Genomic DNA, 20,492 nt, shown 5'->3' with positions numbered 1-20,492 from the left:
ATTAAACAAGCTGTGTACATCCCCATTGAGAAGGGATTACAGGTCAAGCAAGCGTTGCACTTCAATATATTTCTGTTCATTTAATGTTCCTAATGGATCTTGAGCTATTTCAAAAATCAAAAAATCGTCATTCGAATTAAAAGAACTTTTAATTTTGTTACAAATTGTACTTTGGTCTAAACTGCTATTTAAAATCCATAAACCTCTGTATATATACAATGCGTTGCCTAATGCGTTTAATTGTGTTGGTAATTTTTCATAACCATAAGCTATTGAATTTAAATTATAAGACAGTATATATTTTGTCATTTGAATCACGCTCCTATTTAAGCATATCATTATATGTTAAGTAAAAGTTGGACGAAGATTGTCTTTACTAAAAAAATACAATTAGAATAGTATTAAAGGAAAGGATTATTTCTATATATACGTTTAAATGTCTTACTTTGATAGATGATAAATATAGTAATTTTGAGCAGTGTATTAAAGCTAATTTTAGGGTAGTTATTTATTATAATAGATAGCTTCATTAGAAATGAGATTTTAAAATATGATTATTATTTTGGGGTGTATGTAATGAATTATATTAAATATTTAACTTCTAAAGATGGAACAAGGTTATATACTAAGATAAATGAAGTCAAAGACGCAAAGGCGAATATCATTATTGTACATGGATTAGCTGAACATTTAGACCGTTATGATGAAATTACTGAATATTTAAATGCTAAACAGTTTAATGTTATACGATATGATCAACGAGGACATGGACGTTCTGATGGACAACAGACATACTTTAGTCACGTTGAAGAAATTGTTGAAGATTTATCAACAATTATTGATGAGGTGAAAGTAAATTATGGAGATAAAGTATATCTCATTGGTCATAGTATGGGAGGATATACTGTGATGTTATATGGAACTAAACATCCAAATGTCGTTGATGGGGTAATCACTTCTGGCGCGTTAACACGATATAATTATGAATTATTTGGTGAATTGGATCGTAGTATATCTTCGCATACGTATATCGATAATGATTTAGGTGAGGGTGTCTGCTCTGATAAATCAGTAATCACTAAATATAAATTAGATGATTTGAATGCAAAACAAATATCAATGGGACTAATATACACGCTAATGGACGGTGTGCAATATTTAAAAAATCATGCAGATGCATTTAAAGTGCATATATTAATACTACATGGTAAAGATGACGGGTTAGTAAGTTATAAAGATTCAATGCAGTTATATGAAGAAATTGGATCTAAACATAAATCACTGCATATTTATGATGGGTTACAACATGAAATATTTAATGAAAGCTCTTATAATCAGAGTATATTTCGTGAAATTACCGATTGGTTAGAAAATGAAATATTGCAGGGTAACAAGGCGATTCAATAACAAGCAACTGTTCCTTAAAAGTATGATTTAGTAATCACTGTATATAGGATAAGGAGGGAAGAATAATATGAGAATTAAAACACTGCATATGAAATATGAAGAAGATTTTGAAGCTTTTGATGATCGGGTAAATAAATACTTACAACAATTGACTGACGCACAACATTATGAAATTGTAAGTGTGACACCAGCAGTGACTAATAGTGTAGAAGGTGTAGACTATTTTATTACGATAGTTTATAACAAATGATTATTAGGATTAAGGTAAAGCAATATATTAAGTCTATGAGGATATAAAACACTTATAAGGGAATGTAACTAATAGTTTATGCATTTAGGAATACTGAAGTTGTCATATTTTAAAATAAAGGATAGGGTGAAAAAATTTGAAAATTATTGCTATGAGTATTTTTGTTGATGATCAAGAAAAAGCTAAGGTTTTTTATACTGAAAAATTAGGTTTTGACCTGGTACATGATAAAGATATGGGGGGAGGATTTAAATGGTTAACGGTCAAAGAAGCACATTCTAACAACCCTGTGGAAATTGTTTTAGAACCGAATGAAAGTCCAATAGCTAAAAATTATCAAGAAAGTTTATACAAAGCAGGCATACCTATAACGATGTTTGGAGTTGAAAACTTAGATAATGTACACCGTGCATTAGTTGAAGCGAATGTCACTTTTCATACTGAACCCAAAGAAGTCGAAAATATTAAATTAGCAGTTATAGATGATACATGTGGTAATTTAATTCAGTTGATTGAACAATGAAGTTGTTGAAAGTAATTTGAGTATTGATATGAAAGCGAGTAATATTATTTATATAATCATTTTATAAATAATATTTTTATAGTGCTAACTTTATTCCTAATAGTCATATTTAGTTTGATAAATAGGATGAAGCTAGTACTATTTTTAAACTTAGGTGGGATAATATGGATTTAATTGTGAAACATACAAAGGAACTCACTAATCATGAATTGCTACATATCCTTCAAGCGCGGGTGAAGGTTTTTGTTGTAGAACAGAATTGTGCTTATCAAGAAGTTGATGGAGCAGACTTTAATGCAATACATGTCATGCTTAAAGATGGAAATGATATTGTTGCATACACTCGCATCATCGATCATGAATCATATGTAAGTTTCGGTAGAGTTTTAGTAACGCAAAATTATAGAAAAAAGTATTATGGCCGTGAAATTGTGCAAAAGACGATTGATGTAATAAAGGCACAGTACAAACAAACTTTAATAAAGATATCCGGTCAAGCACATCTAAAATCTTTTTATAGTTCTTTTGGTTTTATTTGTATTTCAGAGGTTTATCTTGAAGACAATATTCCTCATATTGATATGACTTTAGAAGTGAAATGATTTTCTGTTTTACTTAGCAAAAACACCTCTGTAAACGGTATACCATTTACAGAGGTGTTTTTATATATAATTTTAAAAATGAAATACATTCGCCATTTCATCTGTTCAAAATAAATTATGAAGACTTGTTTAACAGAAAAAATAGCAAATTATATTTGGAATTAATGACTTGTCGAGGATACATTCATGCATGCTTTCTAGACAATAATTGATAGTATTATCTAAAAAGTATTAACTTTAAATAAAAAGTGAGTTTATATTTTCTTTTTGAAATATTAAGCGTATATTGATACTGCCCCTTAACTGCTATACAGTTATTGTTCTTAGAATATAAAATTTAATATATATCTTATCACACGCATAATCTACTTTTTCATTTTGTCTATATCCTGAGAAACTAACGTTAACAGTTCTTGTGTTTCTGTTTCTGTTAATTCATCGGAGCCTTTAATTCTAACAACAGAGCCTTTGTCAGTTTTGACATGGTAAACGGGCTCATCATCTTTATAAACTTTACGTAAGATTTCCATTCCATCATCCCTTTTTCTATAACACTTCTATGTGAATATATTTAATTAAACTAAAATAACAAAGAAATTCACTTTGAATATAACAGCGTTAATATTACTATTTAATAAGCGTAGTTATAAACACCTTATCTATAGGATAACTTTTTGTTTAGTTGTTTTCCAACAGTATGGTTCATTTTAATTAAATTTTTACAAAAGTAACTTGCAGAATTATAAGTTATAAGTAGTAATGAATGCCAATCAAAATTTATTATTGAAAGCGCTTAATTTTTTTGAATATTTCAGTTTTTAATTATTTAAAAGGGGTATATAAAGAGTAAGCACAAGAAGTCCTCCAAACTCTAGTGTGAAATTATATTTTCTAGTAGGCACGCCACTTTATAATGTGGCGTGTTTTGATTTGATTGAAAAATCTCATGGAAATATAAAGAGAATAGGGGAACGTTAAAGTCTTTGTAACGTATTATTCAATATTACTTTTTAATTTCTCATCCATATCATTAGATATATTAGTGAGTGTTTGTTCAACTTCTTCATTACTTAAATTCGCGTGTGTTTTAACTTTAATAATTAATCCTAAATTTGTTTTTATATGATAAATAAGCATTTCATTTTCATTAACTTTTCTTAAAATTTTCATCTTTATCACCTCATTAAACGGATTACGAGTGTGCAAAGGTTTAACCGTATGTCACTAGTTGTGAGAGAACGAAAATACATAAGTGTAAAATTACATCTAGTTAACAGTTTATACCACTTTACATGAAAATAAAACTATTTGAATCGTAAAAATAGACAACAAAGAGAAGAATAATGTGAAATAATGAATTAAAAATAGCAACAGTACATTTTAATATGAATGTACTGTTGCTATTAAAATATTCGACAATGATTCAGTTCCAATCATAGGAGAGATTAAAACTGTGTATTTGTTCTATCTTCATCTGCCATGTCATCAATCTCGGCACTATCATCTTCTGTAAGAAAACTAAAAATAGATATTCCTAAAAATAGCAATGTACCAGCCCCTAATAAAAATAAAGGAAGTTTCTTCAAAACATTAAGCCCCTTTGCTTTAAATTACTTAAATTAACCTATGCATAGAAAAAATAGCATAATTAAGAAAAGTATTACTATTATTTTATATCAGTATCACACATTTTTCGAATATAAACTTTTAAATTAAATATATAATTTTGAGTTATATAATTTACATTAATATGAAATAGATCTGCGCTATTTTATAAATTTAGGTATTAATTTGATGTAAACTAACTCACCGAATAATTCAGTAAGTGTTTGCGTTACGATGACTGTCGTAGCAATTGTGACCCATTGATTTGGTAAGGAGAGCGCTAAGGGTAAAACAACGAGTGCATTTCTTGTACCATTGCTGAAAGCTAAGGTGCGTAATGTAGGTACATCTAATCGAAAAAGCTTACCACATAATACACCTAAACAAGGTGAGATCATCATGAAGCATAAGTAAATAGGGATAACAGTTAATACAATGGATAAGTCTTGAATAATTGTATTGATTTGTGAGCCTACTACTGTAAAAAGTACAAAGGCCATAAACAATTCTGGAAGCCAACCAACCATAACTTGTAATTGTTGCATAGGTTTAAACTTACCACTAAATAGTTGCAGGAGTATTGCAAATATTAGTGGAAGAACTATAAAGGTTAAAAAGGCTTCTAAAAATGGCTGTCTATCTATTTGTGTGAGTACATGACTATTTAAAAATAAAGCACAGTATAAGGGTAACAATAGTATTTGTAGTATAAATAAAATAGGTGTTGAAATTAACATATATTGAGCATTTCCTTTTCCTAAAGCCGTGAATACAATGACATAGTCAATGCAAGGGGTCAATAATACTAAATATAAACCTATTAAAATTGGTAAAGAAGTTATATTGAATAAATGAATTAATCCATATACTAAAATAGGAATAAGAAAAAAGTTTGATATGACCAATGCAATGATATATTTAACCGGTAAAAAATGGTTTTTAATAGTTGAAAATGGTATTTGTGAGAACATACTAAACATTAATATAGCTATAAAAAACGTGACAAAATAATCTAAAATATTAGACAAAGTAATTGAAGACATTCCAGCAATAGTACCTAGAATTAATGCTACAAAATAGATGTAAATTTGATGATGTTCTATGCGTGTTTTTAAGTTTGACATAATTACCTCGATTTAAATGAATGTTTTACATTATTTTACTAGAATGCTCTAGAAATAAAGTGGTTTAAGCCGATAAAATTAGAAAAACACAATTAACAATTCCATAAGGAAACGTAATTGTGTTGTAACAAAACTATCATTTTTGTTTATCTTGTACACTTACTTTATTCTCAACTTTCTCCTCGTTTGAATTATCTACACTTAATAGCAATGCACGTATGACTAATACACCTGTTATAAGAAGAAGTATATTTTTGAATAATTTCATATTCATCACTCACCATTCATTAGTAGAATTATATTGAATATCAGTTCAATATTTTTGATAAATGTAAGAAGCTAGTGTGGTATATATTTTGAGATATAAACGAATTTAGACTTTAATTAAAGATCTAAAATTTTAATTTGCGACTGCGCTTCATTGACTTCAATTTTAAGTGCTTTACTATTGTTCTCAACTTTTGTAGAAGTGACTTCATCGTTATTGATAGTAAAAAAGACTTGGCTCAATATCCCCATAGCATAGTCGTTTATAGGACTTACTAGAGAAAGGGAATTTGAATCTTCCTGAATAACAAATTGTTTTTGACTTTGATTAATGACTTCCCATTGGGGTAAATAAGTTAATTTCAAAGTGATCCCTCCTAATTCATTTTTATCGGTTTATCTCGCGTTCATATGGTTACATACATTATAAACCATAAATACAAAGAATTACTAATTTATAATAGTATATTAAAATAATGTAAGTAACATAGTCATTAAGTTTTGAACATTAGGGAATAAGGTCAGTGAAAATGAAGTGAAATTGAGGTGACGATATGAATTTATTGCTAGCTATTATTTTAGCACTAGTATTTGCCTTTTTAGCAACCATGCCTTTTTTGTTTATCAATACTCGATTGCATGAAAATGTAAATCACTCACCTGAGAAAATTAAAGAAGAGAAGTATAGAGCATACAAACGATTTATATATTACTTTATTTTAATATTAATCATGTTAATGATTTACAGTTTTTTAACTGATTAAGGTTTGAAAGAGAAAAAGCTAAAAAATAAAGTTCTGAAACACAATCAATAGCATAATGACTATAGCATTACGTTTAACATGGTTTCAGAACTTTATAAAATTTAAGGTTTAACTAAATATAAGGGAGAATAGTATCCCAACAACTCCAAAAAGCATTAATATTACAGTTAATCCAAGTAGAGATTCTTTAGCTTCATGTGAACCTTTAATCTTGTAGGCAATGAGAGATATGATGCCAGCAACTAGAAAAACAAAGGATAACCAGAAGACGATCATGAAATGTAGACTCAAAACGCTACACCTCCTTCAATATATAAGAACTTTTAAATGATGAAAAAATTGTTTGATCAATGATGTGATGTACAAAGATGAAATTGCAATTTATTATTATAGCATTATTATCTTATCACTATTTAAGTACTAGCAATAGTAAAATGTGAAAATTAGATATATTGTGCGCTCATATATCTATAAATATTTAGAAATGTAGGTTTTAGAAAGTATAAATAAGGTAACATAAAGACTATATTATTTTAATAAATAACATTAAAAAAGGGGCCTATTAAAATGGGGGAAAATAATGTGAATTTAGATGAAATAAAGGGATTATTACAAGAGTTAAAAGAAAATGATGGGAATCAACTGAAGTATGAGGAAGTTGAAGCGGAAATTGTTGAACAAAAAAATAGGATACGTAGTTATTTAATGCCAGATAATCAACAAGAAGATGAAAGATTAAAGCAAATTGCCAGTAAGATTGAAGCACATATACAAACAGGATTTGAATCATTTAATCAAGTTGATGAAATTATTAATTATTTAGAGCCTGTCTTTCAACGTGGAAAAATAGATAAAGTGTATGGCAGGGCTGTAGTACTTATTGAAGAAAATACATTAATTGAGCAAGTAAAAAAACACTTTAATCATCCTGCTACAGATTATCAATTACTTGACTATGTTTTATCACGAGCGATTGAACTCAGTAATGAAATTATGCCCAGCGAATATACAGAAATTTTGAAACTTGAAAAAGCATTTTTTGAAGAAGTTTATAACCATTCATAAAGAATAAAGTGATAATTAATTTAAATAGTATATAGCAAATGATTATAAAGTATAGTGTTAAGGAGATGAAAGCATGAATGAAGTAAATAAAGTCATTTATATTGTCCTCGCAATCTTCTTAGGTGGATTCGGTATCCATAAATTTTATGCCAGAAAAACTATAATAGGATTACTCTATTTAGTATTTTGTTGGACAGGTATTCCCCAAATTTTAGCTGTGGTAGGAGCTATTATTACGCTATTTAAACCTGCTGATCAGAATGGAAATATTCTAGTATAAATACAAAAGCGGCGCTTTTCAAAATTATGGAAAGGCGTCGCTTTTGTACATTAACTAAAATGACATAAATTTTTTACATTTTTTACACATTTGAATTAAATATTGCTATGAAAAGAATGTGAGAACAATTTTGATATAAATTTAAATATACCGTGATAGACAAATTTTAAATATTTGATATGATTAAGCAAAGATATAAATACAACAAAACATGTAACGATTAAAATATATATAATCGAGGTAATGCTTATGACATTTTATGATTTTGTAATAGGTTTTGAAGCAGATGATACTCCACTTGGTCAATTAGCTCATAACATAAGAAGAGACAAGTTTTTCCCAAAACAAGCAACATGTTATAAAGAATTACACTCATATTTTTATAGTAATTATATGGATCATGAAGTTTTGGCCTCTGCTAATAGAGCACTTAGTTTATACCGTACTAATTTAAATTTAGCTTAATAAGAAAAGACTTATGTCTCATAGTACCAATTTTGTTTTGCTAGTGCTTCTCTAATATCTTTGGTTTTAAAATTTAATTCGTTATTTCTAATAGAGAAGGGTTCAATTATATTTTCTGCCATCCAAGCATTGATTAGTTCTTTTGGCAATCCATCCAATTCCATGTCAGTTTTACTAAGAACAAAACATTCCCAATCTAGTGAAACTTTTGAAGGATTAATATAATTACATTCACTAAGCCGATTCATAAAAAACACTCCTTAATAATGTAAATTCTACGTTAACTTTTACCCGATAGGCATTAATTAAAACGATAATTAGTAAATGATTTATGTTGAATTATATTCCCTAGTTTTGTAATAACGTTTGTTAAGGTGTTATGTTTCTTATCTATACCCAAGTTACGAACTAAATTAATCAAAATATTTTTAAATATTTATTAATTGTTGTTCAAAGTAGATATATTTATATTATGTATAAATGTATGACGTGAATCATATAAAAAACCTGGAAACACATTTATCGAGTGCTTCCAGGTTTAATTTTATATTAAAATGATTTTGTAGTTATTACCAAGGTATGATACCAAGGATACAAGCAACTAATATCATAAATAAACTTGAGCCGACTGCCCACTTAATAACAATACGTTGGTTTTGTCCATATTCAATATCTAGCATACCGACGAGTAAATAACCTGCAGCATATAAAGGACTTAATACATGTAACGGTTGTCCTAAAACGGATGCTCTTGCCATATCTACTTTAGAAATACCAAACTGTTGTGCCGATTCTGCAAGTATTGGTAAAACTCCATAATAAAAAGGGTCATTAGCCATAAAATATGTAAATGGACCACTAAGAATGGCAGTAATTAATGCAAAATGATTACCCATTGCATCGGGAATAATATGTACTAAAGCATTAGCCATTTCGTTAACCATTTTCGTTCCGTTCATGACGCCTGTGAAAATACCAGAAGCAAACACTAGACTGATTACAGCTAGCACATCACCAGCGTGTTTTTTTACTACGGAATTTTGAATACTCAGGTTAGGGTAGTTGATTAATAATGCTACACCAAACCAGAGCATAAACATAACTGGTATAGGTAATAAACCAATAACAAGACAAACAATTAAAGAAATTGTCAATATTGCATTAGGTATAATCATTTTTGGACGTTTTAATAAAGATTCTTCTTTTGTATTATTTACTTTAACATCGTTTAAATCAATATTTGTACTAGATGTGATATATTTTCGTGCACGCTGTCCTAAGATGTACGCGACACCAAATGCAAATACAATACCTGCAATCATAGCAGGTATGATAGGTACAAATACTTCTTCAGTAGTGACCTGTAACGATGAAATGGCCCGTGCTGTGGGTCCACCCCAAGGTAACATATTCATAACGCCTATAGATAAAAGTGCTAATGTTGAAAGTGTGTATAAACTCATACCAATCTTTTTATAAAGTGGCATCATTGCTGTCACAGTTATAATGAAAGTAGTTGTACCATCGCCATCTAAGGCAACCATTGATGCCAAAATAACTGTACCAATTGCAATTTTAACTGGATCCCCTTTGACCACTTTAATGATTTGGTTGATGACAGGCTCAAACAAACCTGCATCTATCATAACCCCAAAATATAAGATAGCGAATGTAAGCATGATACCAGTTGGTGCGACAGTCTCTATGCCTTCGAGCATGTATTTACCAAGACCAGCATAGAAACCTCCTATTAATGCAAAAATTGTCGGAATGACAATCAAGGCAATTAATGCTGACATTTTTCGTGTCATAATTAATATCATAAAAATGACAATCATGACAAAACCTAATATAGCTAAATTCATATTTCTTATTCCCCCCTTATTTTTTCATTATAGCGCTTTCAGAATATTTGTAAAATTAAAATGTGAAAAATCCCAATAAATAATTTAAAGTAAATAAACAGCAATAGAAAAACGCTTTATACTAATTTTGAATTTAGTACAAAGCGTTTAGGATAAGGCTAAACATGCAATAGTCATTCTATAATTGAAGTTTTAACCTATAAAAGCTGTTATATATGTATACCATAAAGGATAACTTAATAAGATAAATGAAAATATCGATACAACCATTGCGAATATATTAGCGATGCGATCGCCACGTAAAAGAGCATATAAATTTAACAATAAAACACCTAAAATAAACAAACCTCCAGCCAATATAGAAAGGTTACCATCTAATATTTTATTAACTGATAATAAAGGCGTGGCAAGTGTGATTAATGATAAAAATAATGATAATAACGTCGTAGCATATTTCAAAATGTTCAGTCCTCTCTAAATATGAAAGATGATTTATAAAGTCACAAATAGAAACTGAATAGATGTGACGAAGGATAACTTAATAAAATGATATTGTCTTATTAAAGTAATTGCAAGTTATTTTAAAAAATTATATTTCAAATGAGAAGAGTTTATAGCTCAAACTGTGCAATGGACTAACAGATACACAATTGTTTATTCTTTAATCAAATATCTCGAAGTCATTGCCGTTAAAGTAGTAAATCAACCAATGCTCATCGACATAATAATTGTCGTATTTTCTAGCGTGATGTTCTAAACCAAGTGTTTCAAAGTTAAGGTTGCTAAAAAATACTTTGCCACTGATATTATTTGAAACAAGGGAAGTCATTAAAATTTCAATTTCTTTTTCATGACAAATTTGAAAGATATAGCGCATTAATAATTTAGCGATACGTTCTTTTGAACTATGATCATTTCCTTTAACACACATATTTTCCATAACTGCTTTATGTGAGATATCGTAAGTATTATCATGAATGAGTGTCACTGCCCCAATTAATTCATTTTGTTCGAAAATACCAATGACTGTGTAATTGGTATTATGTTCTGACAGTAAGCCTTTTATATTAGTCTTGGTTAAGCATTTTTCATTTTGTAATTTCCAAGCATAAACTTCATGCTCTTTATGGATGCCTTGCAATAAAAATGTATAATAAATAGATAAATCATCAATTGTTAAATAACGAATATGAGTCATTGAAGGCCTCCTGAATTTTCCGAAGTATTTATTATAAAAATATAATATATGTTCTGTTAATTAATTCTAATACTAAAGGAAAAAAATTATTTCAGCAATACTATCTTTGGTTTTTAACAAAAAATATGTAAGCGCTTATAATTCGAAATGCAAAAAAATATTATTTTATAGAGTGTATAAATTTCTTGATATTATTTTTAAGTAATGACCTAGTATAGAATAAAAAGAGAATAAAATTGTTGTAATTAAGAAAGTTGGTTTAATATAGGTGTATAATCATTGAAAATGAATTGGAAGATAGGGAACCGAATATAGTGAGATTTTGGTATATAAGGGGTGACTGATTTTTTTACGACATGCTAATACATAGGATAAGACAATGATTAAGGAAGCATATAATCTTAAATAATTGTGCAATCAAAAAAAGTACACCTCCACTAAAAAGTGAAGGTATACTTTTATTTTAAACATGGACCTTTGTGTCCTGAATGTTTGGTATGAAATATATTAGTCTACTACTTCTACATTTAAATCTACATCGATATTACCGCGTGTGGCTTTTGAATATGGACAAAAGTCATGTGCATCTTGTAGGTATTTTTCTGCATCCTCTTGAGATAATACACTTTTTACTTTAGCGTCAATAGATACACTTAATTTAGGACTCTCTGCATCTGGATCATCCTCTAAACGTACAGTTAAAGTAACTTCTGGTTCTGCACCTCTTACTTTATTCTGTTTTAAAATTAAATCAAATGCACCGTTAAAGCATGAAGCGTAGCCCGCTGCAAATAATTGCTCAGGATTTGTACCTTTTTCTGCATCAGCTTGAGCTGGTGGGATAACTGCAACATCAATTGCTTTATCATCAGTTTGAACGTGGCCATTTCTACCACCTGTATTTGTCGCTTTCGTTTCATAGTTCACTGCCATTTTATTACCTCCTAAAAGACTTAATAATATTCTTTACCCTTAGAAAAATTTTTAAATCATATAAATAAGTATTAATATATAATAAATTCAATTAAGCACATAAGCTATTTAATGATTGTGTTATTTTCGAAAATTGTTATACAATCATTTTAATCATTAAAATAAAGGACGTAATCATTATGACTAAAGTAGATATAGCAGTAACGATAGCACCAACAGAAGGTCTATCACAGTCTACCATTGATGACTTAGTACAATATCAAGATGCAATACAAATTATTGAATTAAGAATAGATCAATGGCGTAACTTTGATAAAACACATTTAGCAGGGGTATTAGATCATCTCTATCGATTACATTTAGGAAAAAAAGTTTTAGTTACTTATCGCACAGCGTCACAAGGTGGGGAAGGCGTTCTCTCATACGAAGATTACCTACACACGTTGAGTGAAATAGCTACTATGAAATGTATAGATATGTTAGATATTGAATTTGATAAGATGAAAGACACACAACCATTGCAAAATTTGATTAATCAAGCTCATAATAATCAAATAAAAGTGGTATTGTCACATCACAATTTCAAAAAAACGCCGACTTTAGAAGATTTAAAACATCTTTATTTTAAAATGCATCAGCTAGAGCCAGATTATTTAAAAGTTGCGGTCATGCCACACGATAAACAGGATGTCCTTAAGTTATTAGAAGCAATGGCAGAAACAGCTGATGCTGTATCTCAAAAAGTGGTAGGTATTGCAATGTCTAAGCTGGGTATTGTGTCTAGAACTGCACAAGGTTTATTTGGGGGATCAATTTCATATGGTTGTTTGGATAGTCCTAAAGCACCTGGTCAAATACACGTGCGTATGTTGCAACAACAATTGGACATATATGAGTAATTTGAAAATCATAGGCTCCTGATTTATAATTGAAAATAGTTATCATTAACGAAAGGACGATACTATTATGGAATTACAAGATGCGATAGCGCAACGGAGAAGTGTAAAAAACTTCAAACGAGATATGACCATAGATGATAATGCTTTATACAAAGCAATTAAACAAGCAACTGATGCACCCAATCATGGTCATAGAGAGCCATGGAGAGTAGTCCACATCGCTAAAGATAGATTAGGGGATATGAGCAAATTACTTACCAAAATAGCATTCGCAGAGCAACCGAAAAAGCAAGCAGATCATTATCAGGTCGTTACAAATCTAGGTGGCATGTTGGCTTTGATTTTAAAAGAAGATACCAAACAACTAGATAGTTTAGAAAACAATATGGCGTTTGGTGCTTTTACTCAAAATCTTATGTTGTTATTGCACGAAGTGAATATTGGTAGCTGTTGGAAAACACCACCATATATTTTTGACCCGAACATTGAGGCATTATTTGATGTGAAAGAAGATGAACGTTTAGTAGGCTTTCTATATTTAACGGACTTAGAAGATGAAATGCCTTATAAAAAACGCCATACAGAAAATATCATTAAAAAATTTTGACAATATACAATAAATTAATATTAATAAGATATAAAAAAGGTAGGTGCTCAGTTAAAGATGCACCTACCTTTTTAAGGAAAAATAGCTATGACTTACTATTTAAATGTTTCTTCTAAAAATGATTCAACTTGTTCTGGAGATTTTGCATTAGCTGAATGTAAATGAGCAAGTTTTTCACCATTTTTAAATACTAACAAACTAGGGATACCCATAACGTCATTGTCAGCTGCTACATCTTCTAGTTCGTCTCTATTGACGGTAAACCATTGATAGTCATTATATTTTTCAGTAATTGGATCGATCCACATATCCATTGCTTTACAGTCTGGACACCAGCCTGCTTCGAATTTAATGATGACTGGTTTATCGCTTTGTACGGTCTCTTTAAAATAATCAGTTGTATTAATTGATTGCATCGTAATAACTCCTTTATTTACTTATTATGAACCATATTATAGACGACTTTTAACTATTATAAAAAAAATCAGCTTGATATTTAGAGCGTTTTGCTAATAAATTTGATATATTAGTGTTAACTAGACATAGGAGGTACAGAATCATGATAAAATTTTACCAGTATCCTAATTGTACAACTTGTAAAAAGGCCGCTAAATTTTTACAAGCATATGGTGTGAGCTTTGAACCAATTGATATTGTACAACACACACCTACTAAAAGTGAGTTTAAAGATATTATAGAAGCAACAGATATTGAAATTAATAAACTTTTTAATACACACGGGGCAAAATACCGTGAACTAGGTTTGAAAGACAAACTTAAAGATTTAACAGATGATGAGAAATTAGATTTATTGTCACAAAATGGTATGTTGATTAAACGACCATTGGCGGTTTCTGGAGAAAAAGTGACTGTTGGGTTTAAAGAAGACGAATATAAAGAAACTTGGTTGTAAAAAGTAATGCTAGAGATAGTAAAAACTTGTCAAAGTAACTAAGTATTTAATCAATTTAAGAAAACGCTTTATCCTTTCGTGCTAAATCCTTTGAATTTGTGATTATATTCAAGGAAATAGTTGCTTGAAGGCTATTCGTGTGGCATCATTAAACATGTAAAATCATTTAGGAGGGGATTCTCGTGGCAGTACCGAGTGAATTAAAATATTCTAAAGAGCATGAATGGGTTAAAATTGAAGGTAACACAGTAACAATTGGAATAACTGAATATGCGCAAGGTGAATTAGGCGATATCGTATTCGTTGAGTTACCGGAAGTTGACGATGAAATTAATGAAGGAGACACTTTTGGTAGTGTTGAATCCGTAAAAACAGTTTCAGAATTATATGCACCAGTATCTGGCAAAGTTATCGAAGCTAATGAAGCATTAGAAGATAGCCCAGAATTCGTAAATGAATCACCATTTGATAAAGCTTGGATGGTTAAAGTTGAATTAAGTGACCAAAGTCAATTAGATGAATTATTATCAGCTGAGCAATACTCTGAAATGATTGGCGAATAAAATATTTGAACTCCACGATATAACATATCTTGGAGTTTTTCTTTTATATAAGTTAATGATGTTAAGATAGGCATGTGTAATATAAATAGTTTGTAAAGCATACTTGTTAATATATGTATTAAAGGTGCGTTGAAAGCCTTTAGATGACAAAAAGTTGTTTTGATAATAAGATGAAATTAGGAATATGTAAATTATGTTTATAAACTTAAGCTATCGTGAAAAACTAAATAGAAAGCATTAACTATCAACTTTTAGAGGGTGGATGTCATGACGTTACTAAACCAAGTGATTGTTGTCGAAGGAAAATCAGACAAAAAGCGGGTAAAGCAAGTGATTGATCAGCCGATAGATATCATATGTACAAACGGTACTATGGGCGTCGGAAAACTAGACGAAATGATAGAATCTTTGTATGATAAACAAGTATTTATTCTCGTTGATTCAGATCGTGAAGGCGAGAAAATACGTAAATGGTTCAAACGATATTTAAGTGAAAGCAGACATATAAGAATAGATAAACAATATTGCGAAGTTGCTCGGTGTCCAAAACCATATTTATCTAGAGTGTTAAGTAAGCATGGTTTTGCTGTAAAAGATGAAGAAAAAGTAGCAAAAGCAAAATTGGATTATATAGCTGAAAGGGTAAGTTTATTGACATGAATGTAATAAAGGAAGAACATGTAGATATACATGAACATGATGAAAAAGAAAAACATCTCATATTTGGTTATACACCGACGTGTGGGACATGTAAGATATCTGAACGTATGTTAGATATCGCAAATGAAATTTTAAAATTACCAGTAACAAAAATAGATTTGAATTTTCATCCAGATTTTAGCCAAATAAATGAAATACAATCTGTGCCAGTACTTATGGTCATGTCGAAAGGGAAAGAACAAAAAAGAATCTATGCCTTTCAATCAGTACCTTATTTGTTAGAAAATTTGAAATAGTTATTGACGAAACATTAGTGCGATGGTAGGATTAAAAATAATTAAATAATGAAACTCTTATCACGAGAGGTGGAGGGATGTGCCCTTTGAAGCCCGGCAACCGTCTGTAACAGAAATGGTGCCAAGTCACATAAAGTTACTTTAACTTTAGAGATGAGAGAAGCGATTAATGCTTTCTCTATTCTTAAGTGAACAAAGGGAAAGCATTTTTTAATTGATAGAGCAATAATTTAGGAGGCAACTGTGATGATTGAGTTAAATCAAATAGTCAAAAGGTACAAGACGAAAAAACAGGACGTACTAGCAGTAGATCATGTTGATTTAAGTATTCAATCAGGCTCAATTTTTGGTGTAGTTGGATTTTCTGGAGCAGGAAAAAGTACATTAATTAGACTTTTAAATAACCTAGAACAACCGACTTCAGGTGACGTTATCATTGATGGAGATACAATTGGTAAGTTATCTAAATCAGAGTTAAGACAAAAACGTCAAAAAGTGAGTATGATTTTTCAACATTTTAATTTACTATGGTCACGAACTGTATTAAATAATATTACTTTTCCTTTAGAGATAGCTGGTGTATCGCGTCGTGAAGCGAAACAAAGAGCGTTAGATTTAGTGGAACTCGTAGGGCTAAAAGGTAGAGAACATGCTTATCCATCAGAACTATCGGGTGGTCAGAAACAACGTGTAGGTATTGCACGCGCATTAGCAAATGAACCGACCGTGTTACTTTGCGATGAAGCAACGAGTGCACTAGATCCCCAGACAACAGATGAAATATTAGAACTGTTATTGAAAATTAAAGAAGAAAGAAATTTAACGATTGTAATTATTACACATGAAATGCATGTCATCAGACGTATATGTGATGAGGTTGCGGTAATGGAAAATGGTCGTGTTATAGAGCAAGGTCAAGTTTCAAGCGTATTTGAGAATCCGCAACATGCAGTTACAAAACGTTTTGTTAAAGATGATTTGGATGATGAGTTTGATGAATCTATTACAGATCTTGTACCATTAAATGCAAATGATTATATCGTGCGTTTGAATTTTACAGGTAAAAATACTACGGAACCATTAGTATCCTATATCACAAAGACACACAACATTGACGTTAACATTTTGGAAGCGAATATCAAGCACACCAAAGATGGATCAATTGGGTTTTTGGCGGTACATATTCCGAATGTAAATTCAGAAAAGTTCGAAAAATTCATAAATGATTTAGAAGCGCAGCATGTTTCAGTGGAGGTGTTAAAGCATGGGTAATTCATTTAGTGACATTCTCCAAGAGATGATTACAATGCCAAATGTGAGTTGGAGTGAAGTTTGGTTAGCCACTTATGAAACATTATATATGACTGTGATTGCGACAATATTTTCATGTATATTTGGTCTTATACTTGGTGTGCTACTGTTCTTATCAGCGAAGAGTAAATCATCGGTAGCAAGAGTGTTTTATAGTATCGTTTCATTTGTAGTCAATTTATTTAGAGCTATTCCATTTATTATTTTAATCCTTTTATTAATACCATTTACAAGTTTAATATTAGGTACAATAAGCGGTCCGACTGGTGCACTACCAGCGTTAATTATTGGTGCAGCACCATTCTATGCCAGACTTGTAGAAATTGCCTTTAAAGAAATTGATAAGGGTGTAATTGAGGCAGCTTGGTCAATGGGGGCAAATACCTGGACGATTGTGAAGAAAGTACTTTTACCAGAAGCTATGCCAGCACTAATTTCTGGAATCACCGTTACAGCAATTGCTTTAGTTGGTTCTACGGCAATAGCAGGTGTAATTGGTGCAGGGGGCTTAGGTAACCTTGCTTACTTAACTGGATTTACACGAAATCAAAATGACGTTATTTTAGTATCTACAATTTTAATATTAATCATTGTGTTCATCATTCAATTTATTGGTGACTGGGCTACAAACAAAGTTGATAAACGATAAACCTTAAAGGAGGACTTTAATATAATGAAAAAATTATTCAGTTTAGCTTCAGTATTAGTTTTAGCATTAGTTTTAGCAGCCTGTGGTAATGGCGGTGGTGGAAAAGATAAGACCATTACAGTTGGAGCTTCTCCTGCACCACATGCTGAAATATTAGAAAAGGCTAAACCATTATTGAAAGATAAAGGCTATGATTTGAAAATTAAAACTATTAACGACTATACAACGCCTAATAAGTTGTTAAATAAAGGTGAACTTGACGCAAACTTCTTTCAACATACACCTTATTTGAAAACAGATAAAAAAGATAAAGGCTATAAAATTGAATCTGCAGGTAATGTTCATTTAGAACCAATGGCAGTTTATTCAAAAAAATATAAAAAGTTAAGAGATTTACCAAAAGGTGCGACAGTTTATGTTTCAAACAATCCAGCTGAAGAAGGCCGTTTCTTAAAATTCTTTGAAGATGCAGGATTAATTAAACTTAAAAAAGGTGTAAAACCTGAAAATGCAACATTTAAAGATATCGCTGAAAACAAAAAAGATATTAAATTTAATAATAAACAATCTGCAGAATACTTACCTAAGATTTATCAAAATGAAAAAGCAGATGCCGTAATTATTAACTCTAACTTTGCTATCGACCAAAAATTAAGTCCTAAGAAAGATTCAATTGTAGTGGAGAAAGCGAAAAACAATCCTTACGCTAACTTAATTGCAGTAAAAGATGGACAAAAAGATGACAAAAAAATTAAAGCGTTAATGGATGTTCTACAATCTAAAGAGATTAAAGACTACATTAATGATAAATATGATGGCGCCGTTGTACCAGCAAAATAATAGCGAATGAATCACAAACACTTCTTAACGATATCGGTTAAGAGGTGTTTTTTGTAAAAGTGTTTAAAATGTATATTGAAAACTGTGTAATAATAGATGACTCAATAATCACTTGTTACATGTTGTATATTATAAATGTAGCGTTACACTTACAAAGTTTGAGAGTACATGACTTTAATTAAAGATATTAGTTTAACTTAATAAGAGGTGAATTTTTATGATAGAAAAAATTGACAGCATCAAAGAAGCACCGTTCAGTCTGTTATTATTAGCAGACCCTTCAAAAGAATTCATTTTAGAGCATCTTAGAAAAGGAGAATGTTTTGTATTTAAGGAGAATACGGAAATTATAGGATGCTATGTATTAAGAGAAGTGAGCACAGAATCTGTGGAGATCGTTAATATCGTAGTTGCTGAAAGTAAGCAAAACTTAGGAATTGGTAAGAAACTATTAGCCAATGCTTGTGATTATGCGAAAGAAAAAGGTTATATAGAAATTTGTGTAGGAACGGGAAATTCAAGCGTGCAACCACTTTTATTTTATCAAAAATCAGGTTTTAGAATTACGAGTATAGATTTTGGCTTTTTTGAAAGGAATTATGAAGATCCTATATATGAGCATGGTATTTTATGTCGGGATATGATTTGTTTATCAAAGCGATTATAAGTAGTGCTGGGCATAGAATACTAGTTAAAGAGAAATATATTTACGATTCAAGTCCAAGTCATATTTGTTTTTGCAGTTTAATGAAAAAACCACCTCAATTAAAAGGTGGGAATTTATGAATGCGCAATGCATACATAACATGCATTTTTATAATTCAAGCGCTGGTCAAAGGATAATTTTTGTGTTATTTGAATTTGTTGTGATAGTAGTATATCCATTTTAAAAAGCTTGAAGAACTATAATACCGTCTTGCTGTATAAAACAACTAGAAAGTATAAGCAACTTTGAAGTCAGAAAAATTAAAAATATAATCGTTTGCGTATAGTGCTCAATTATTTCAGAAAATTAATTGAATGAATAGAAGAACATTTGAAATAAAGGTCTTGGATGTCACTGATTTTAAAGAAATCACATTCAGCAAAAATACCTAGTATTACTTTTTCAAAGTCTGAGGTATCTAAATCACTTATGGATGATATGTGGTTATTTAAAGTATTAGAAAACACAACCTGGCTGTTAAAATAATCTATATTTGAGATGTTTTTTACAGCATGGATATAAGTATCTTTATATAAGTCAATACGATTGTCATTAATAAAAGTTATTGTAGCTAATTTTACCATATGTCACACCACCTAAATGTTATTAATGATAAGTATAACATTTAGGTGGTGTGATTTTGTAATTGAAGCTATCGATATATATAATCAAGCTATTTAAGGAGTGCTATGATGTGTAC

General features: G+C 30.2%; 33 protein-coding genes and 1 riboswitch. Of the genes, 18 read left to right on the top strand and 15 right to left on the bottom strand.

The features are described from left to right. Positions 1-36: 36 nt before the first annotated feature. Positions 37-309, bottom strand: coding sequence for a hypothetical protein (locus PYW31_RS09945; RefSeq protein WP_046837251.1), 273 nt, complete (start codon positions 307-309; stop codon positions 37-39). Positions 310-576: 267 nt separating this feature from the next. Between PYW31_RS09945 and PYW31_RS09940 the strand changes: the two genes are divergently transcribed. The 4 genes from PYW31_RS09940 (at position 577) to PYW31_RS09925 (ending at position 2,782) form a co-directional block, all read left to right on the top strand. Beyond that, positions 577-1,407: an alpha/beta hydrolase gene (locus PYW31_RS09940; RefSeq protein WP_046837252.1), complete on the top strand. Its 831-nt coding sequence runs from the start codon at positions 577-579 to the stop codon at positions 1,405-1,407. 67 nt (positions 1,408-1,474) lie between these two features. After that, positions 1,475-1,657 carry a hypothetical protein gene (locus PYW31_RS09935; protein ID WP_046837253.1) on the top strand — a complete coding sequence of 61 codons (183 nt, stop codon included), beginning with the start codon at positions 1,475-1,477 and terminating at the stop codon, positions 1,655-1,657. A gap of 136 nt (positions 1,658-1,793) precedes the next feature. Further along, positions 1,794-2,180, top strand: a complete 387-nt coding sequence (locus PYW31_RS09930; RefSeq protein ID WP_046837254.1) for a VOC family protein — start codon at positions 1,794-1,796, stop codon at positions 2,178-2,180. Positions 2,181-2,344: 164 nt separating this feature from the next. After that, positions 2,345-2,782 (top strand): GNAT family N-acetyltransferase, encoded by a 438-nt coding sequence (locus PYW31_RS09925; RefSeq protein WP_046837255.1) that lies wholly within the window; start codon positions 2,345-2,347, stop codon positions 2,780-2,782. A 365-nt stretch (positions 2,783-3,147) separates the two neighbouring features. On the opposite strand, the gene vraX is transcribed toward PYW31_RS09925, so the two are convergent. The 6 genes from vraX to PYW31_RS09895 all read right to left on the bottom strand — a co-directional run bounded on the left by vraX (position 3,148) and on the right by PYW31_RS09895 (position 6,144). Next, positions 3,148-3,312 carry a C1q-binding complement inhibitor VraX gene (vraX, locus tag PYW31_RS09920; protein WP_157821428.1) on the bottom strand — a complete coding sequence of 55 codons (165 nt, stop codon included), beginning with the start codon at positions 3,310-3,312 and terminating at the stop codon, positions 3,148-3,150. A 463-nt stretch (positions 3,313-3,775) separates the two neighbouring features. Next, positions 3,776-3,952, bottom strand: a complete 177-nt coding sequence (locus PYW31_RS09915; RefSeq protein ID WP_169746240.1) for a hypothetical protein — start codon at positions 3,950-3,952, stop codon at positions 3,776-3,778. A 275-nt stretch (positions 3,953-4,227) separates the two neighbouring features. Then, the gene (locus PYW31_RS09910; protein ID WP_156168129.1) at positions 4,228-4,368 is read right to left on the bottom strand and encodes a hypothetical protein; all 141 of its coding nucleotides are present in this window, start codon (positions 4,366-4,368) and stop codon (positions 4,228-4,230) included. A gap of 180 nt (positions 4,369-4,548) precedes the next feature. Then, positions 4,549-5,511 carry an arsenic resistance protein gene (locus PYW31_RS09905; RefSeq protein ID WP_046837256.1) on the bottom strand — a complete coding sequence of 321 codons (963 nt, stop codon included), beginning with the start codon at positions 5,509-5,511 and terminating at the stop codon, positions 4,549-4,551. A 136-nt stretch (positions 5,512-5,647) separates the two neighbouring features. Then, positions 5,648-5,779: a hypothetical protein gene (locus tag PYW31_RS09900; protein ID WP_256201623.1), complete on the bottom strand. Its 132-nt coding sequence runs from the start codon at positions 5,777-5,779 to the stop codon at positions 5,648-5,650. A 116-nt stretch (positions 5,780-5,895) separates the two neighbouring features. Beyond that, complete coding sequence (locus tag PYW31_RS09895; protein ID WP_046837257.1) at positions 5,896-6,144, bottom strand: hypothetical protein; 249 nt, start codon at positions 6,142-6,144, stop codon at positions 5,896-5,898. Positions 6,145-6,332: 188 nt separating this feature from the next. Between PYW31_RS09895 and PYW31_RS09890 the strand changes: the two genes are divergently transcribed. Next, on the top strand, positions 6,333-6,542 hold the full coding sequence (locus tag PYW31_RS09890) for a hypothetical protein (protein ID WP_046837258.1): 210 nt from the start codon (positions 6,333-6,335) through the stop codon (positions 6,540-6,542). 108 nt (positions 6,543-6,650) lie between these two features. Here the strand turns inward: PYW31_RS09890 and tsaT are convergent, their stop codons facing one another. Beyond that, positions 6,651-6,833, bottom strand: a complete 183-nt coding sequence (gene tsaT / locus PYW31_RS13745) for a type II toxin-antitoxin system toxin TsaT (protein ID WP_046837259.1) — start codon at positions 6,831-6,833, stop codon at positions 6,651-6,653. Between the two features lie 276 nt (positions 6,834-7,109). Here tsaT and PYW31_RS09880 point away from each other — a divergent pair, with 276 nt between their 5' ends. The 3 genes from PYW31_RS09880 to PYW31_RS09870 all read left to right on the top strand — a co-directional run bounded on the left by PYW31_RS09880 (position 7,110) and on the right by PYW31_RS09870 (position 8,352). After that, on the top strand, positions 7,110-7,607 hold the full coding sequence (locus PYW31_RS09880; protein WP_046837260.1) for a hypothetical protein: 498 nt from the start codon (positions 7,110-7,112) through the stop codon (positions 7,605-7,607). Between the two features lie 73 nt (positions 7,608-7,680). Next, complete coding sequence (locus tag PYW31_RS09875) at positions 7,681-7,887, top strand: TM2 domain-containing protein (protein WP_046837261.1); 207 nt, start codon at positions 7,681-7,683, stop codon at positions 7,885-7,887. A 249-nt stretch (positions 7,888-8,136) separates the two neighbouring features. After that, positions 8,137-8,352 (top strand): YozE family protein, encoded by a 216-nt coding sequence (locus PYW31_RS09870; protein WP_046837262.1) that lies wholly within the window; start codon positions 8,137-8,139, stop codon positions 8,350-8,352. A gap of 11 nt (positions 8,353-8,363) precedes the next feature. On the opposite strand, the gene PYW31_RS09865 is transcribed toward PYW31_RS09870, so the two are convergent. The 5 genes from PYW31_RS09865 to PYW31_RS09845 all read right to left on the bottom strand — a co-directional run bounded on the left by PYW31_RS09865 (position 8,364) and on the right by PYW31_RS09845 (position 12,348). Beyond that, positions 8,364-8,600 (bottom strand): hypothetical protein, encoded by a 237-nt coding sequence (locus PYW31_RS09865; RefSeq protein ID WP_046837263.1) that lies wholly within the window; start codon positions 8,598-8,600, stop codon positions 8,364-8,366. 321 nt (positions 8,601-8,921) lie between these two features. Beyond that, entirely contained in the window at positions 8,922-10,217 is a 1,296-nt protein-coding gene (locus PYW31_RS09860) for a CitMHS family transporter (protein WP_046837264.1), read from the bottom strand. A gap of 192 nt (positions 10,218-10,409) precedes the next feature. Beyond that, the gene (locus PYW31_RS09855; RefSeq protein ID WP_046837265.1) at positions 10,410-10,676 is read right to left on the bottom strand and encodes a hypothetical protein; all 267 of its coding nucleotides are present in this window, start codon (positions 10,674-10,676) and stop codon (positions 10,410-10,412) included. Between the two features lie 202 nt (positions 10,677-10,878). Next, complete coding sequence (locus tag PYW31_RS09850; protein ID WP_046837266.1) at positions 10,879-11,415, bottom strand: GNAT family N-acetyltransferase; 537 nt, start codon at positions 11,413-11,415, stop codon at positions 10,879-10,881. A 507-nt stretch (positions 11,416-11,922) separates the two neighbouring features. Further along, positions 11,923-12,348 carry an organic hydroperoxide resistance protein gene (locus tag PYW31_RS09845; RefSeq protein ID WP_046837267.1) on the bottom strand — a complete coding sequence of 142 codons (426 nt, stop codon included), beginning with the start codon at positions 12,346-12,348 and terminating at the stop codon, positions 11,923-11,925. A 179-nt stretch (positions 12,349-12,527) separates the two neighbouring features. On the opposite strand from PYW31_RS09845, the gene aroD reads away from it, so the two are divergent. Both aroD and PYW31_RS09835 read left to right on the top strand, forming a co-directional pair. Then, a complete protein-coding gene (gene aroD / locus PYW31_RS09840) occupies positions 12,528-13,247 on the top strand; it encodes a type I 3-dehydroquinate dehydratase (protein ID WP_046837268.1) in 720 nt (239 codons plus the stop codon). A gap of 67 nt (positions 13,248-13,314) precedes the next feature. Continuing rightward, on the top strand, positions 13,315-13,854 hold the full coding sequence (locus tag PYW31_RS09835; RefSeq protein WP_046837269.1) for a nitroreductase family protein: 540 nt from the start codon (positions 13,315-13,317) through the stop codon (positions 13,852-13,854). A gap of 95 nt (positions 13,855-13,949) precedes the next feature. Here the strand turns inward: PYW31_RS09835 and PYW31_RS09830 are convergent, their stop codons facing one another. Next, on the bottom strand, positions 13,950-14,270 hold the full coding sequence (locus PYW31_RS09830; RefSeq protein WP_046837270.1) for a thioredoxin family protein: 321 nt from the start codon (positions 14,268-14,270) through the stop codon (positions 13,950-13,952). Positions 14,271-14,413: 143 nt separating this feature from the next. Between PYW31_RS09830 and PYW31_RS09825 the strand changes: the two genes are divergently transcribed. From PYW31_RS09825 to PYW31_RS09790, 8 genes are all read left to right on the top strand, one after another. Beyond that, positions 14,414-14,767 (top strand): arsenate reductase family protein, encoded by a 354-nt coding sequence (locus PYW31_RS09825; RefSeq protein WP_046837271.1) that lies wholly within the window; start codon positions 14,414-14,416, stop codon positions 14,765-14,767. A 182-nt stretch (positions 14,768-14,949) separates the two neighbouring features. Beyond that, a complete protein-coding gene (gene gcvH / locus PYW31_RS09820; protein ID WP_046837272.1) occupies positions 14,950-15,330 on the top strand; it encodes a glycine cleavage system protein GcvH in 381 nt (126 codons plus the stop codon). A 267-nt stretch (positions 15,331-15,597) separates the two neighbouring features. Further along, positions 15,598-15,990: a toprim domain-containing protein gene (locus tag PYW31_RS09815; protein ID WP_046837273.1), complete on the top strand. Its 393-nt coding sequence runs from the start codon at positions 15,598-15,600 to the stop codon at positions 15,988-15,990. Beyond that, on the top strand, positions 15,987-16,286 hold the full coding sequence (locus PYW31_RS09810) for a thioredoxin family protein (RefSeq protein WP_046837274.1): 300 nt from the start codon (positions 15,987-15,989) through the stop codon (positions 16,284-16,286). The genes PYW31_RS09815 and PYW31_RS09810 overlap by 4 nt, the downstream gene beginning before the upstream one ends. A gap of 54 nt (positions 16,287-16,340) precedes the next feature. After that, a riboswitch (SAM riboswitch) is annotated at positions 16,341-16,446 on the top strand. A gap of 86 nt (positions 16,447-16,532) precedes the next feature. Beyond that, the gene (locus PYW31_RS09805; protein ID WP_046837275.1) at positions 16,533-17,558 is read left to right on the top strand and encodes a methionine ABC transporter ATP-binding protein; all 1,026 of its coding nucleotides are present in this window, start codon (positions 16,533-16,535) and stop codon (positions 17,556-17,558) included. Beyond that, complete coding sequence (locus PYW31_RS09800) at positions 17,551-18,246, top strand: methionine ABC transporter permease (RefSeq protein WP_046837276.1); 696 nt, start codon at positions 17,551-17,553, stop codon at positions 18,244-18,246. Before PYW31_RS09805 ends, PYW31_RS09800 begins: the two co-directional genes overlap by 8 nt. Before the next feature lie 24 nt (positions 18,247-18,270). Next, the gene (locus PYW31_RS09795) at positions 18,271-19,086 is read left to right on the top strand and encodes a MetQ/NlpA family ABC transporter substrate-binding protein (RefSeq protein ID WP_046837277.1); all 816 of its coding nucleotides are present in this window, start codon (positions 18,271-18,273) and stop codon (positions 19,084-19,086) included. 217 nt (positions 19,087-19,303) lie between these two features. Continuing rightward, positions 19,304-19,753 (top strand): GNAT family N-acetyltransferase, encoded by a 450-nt coding sequence (locus PYW31_RS09790; RefSeq protein WP_046837278.1) that lies wholly within the window; start codon positions 19,304-19,306, stop codon positions 19,751-19,753. A gap of 332 nt (positions 19,754-20,085) precedes the next feature. Here PYW31_RS09790 and PYW31_RS09785 read toward each other — a convergent pair whose 3' ends face one another. Then, entirely contained in the window at positions 20,086-20,376 is a 291-nt protein-coding gene (locus PYW31_RS09785; protein ID WP_046837279.1) for a hypothetical protein, read from the bottom strand. Between the last annotated feature and the right edge of the window lie 116 nt (positions 20,377-20,492).

Source organism: Staphylococcus succinus (genome assembly GCF_029024945.1).
GTDB classification, from domain to species: domain Bacteria; phylum Bacillota; class Bacilli; order Staphylococcales; family Staphylococcaceae; genus Staphylococcus; species Staphylococcus succinus.
Note: the sequence above shows the minus strand (reverse complement) of the source record. Positions and strands in the feature narration are given on the sequence as shown.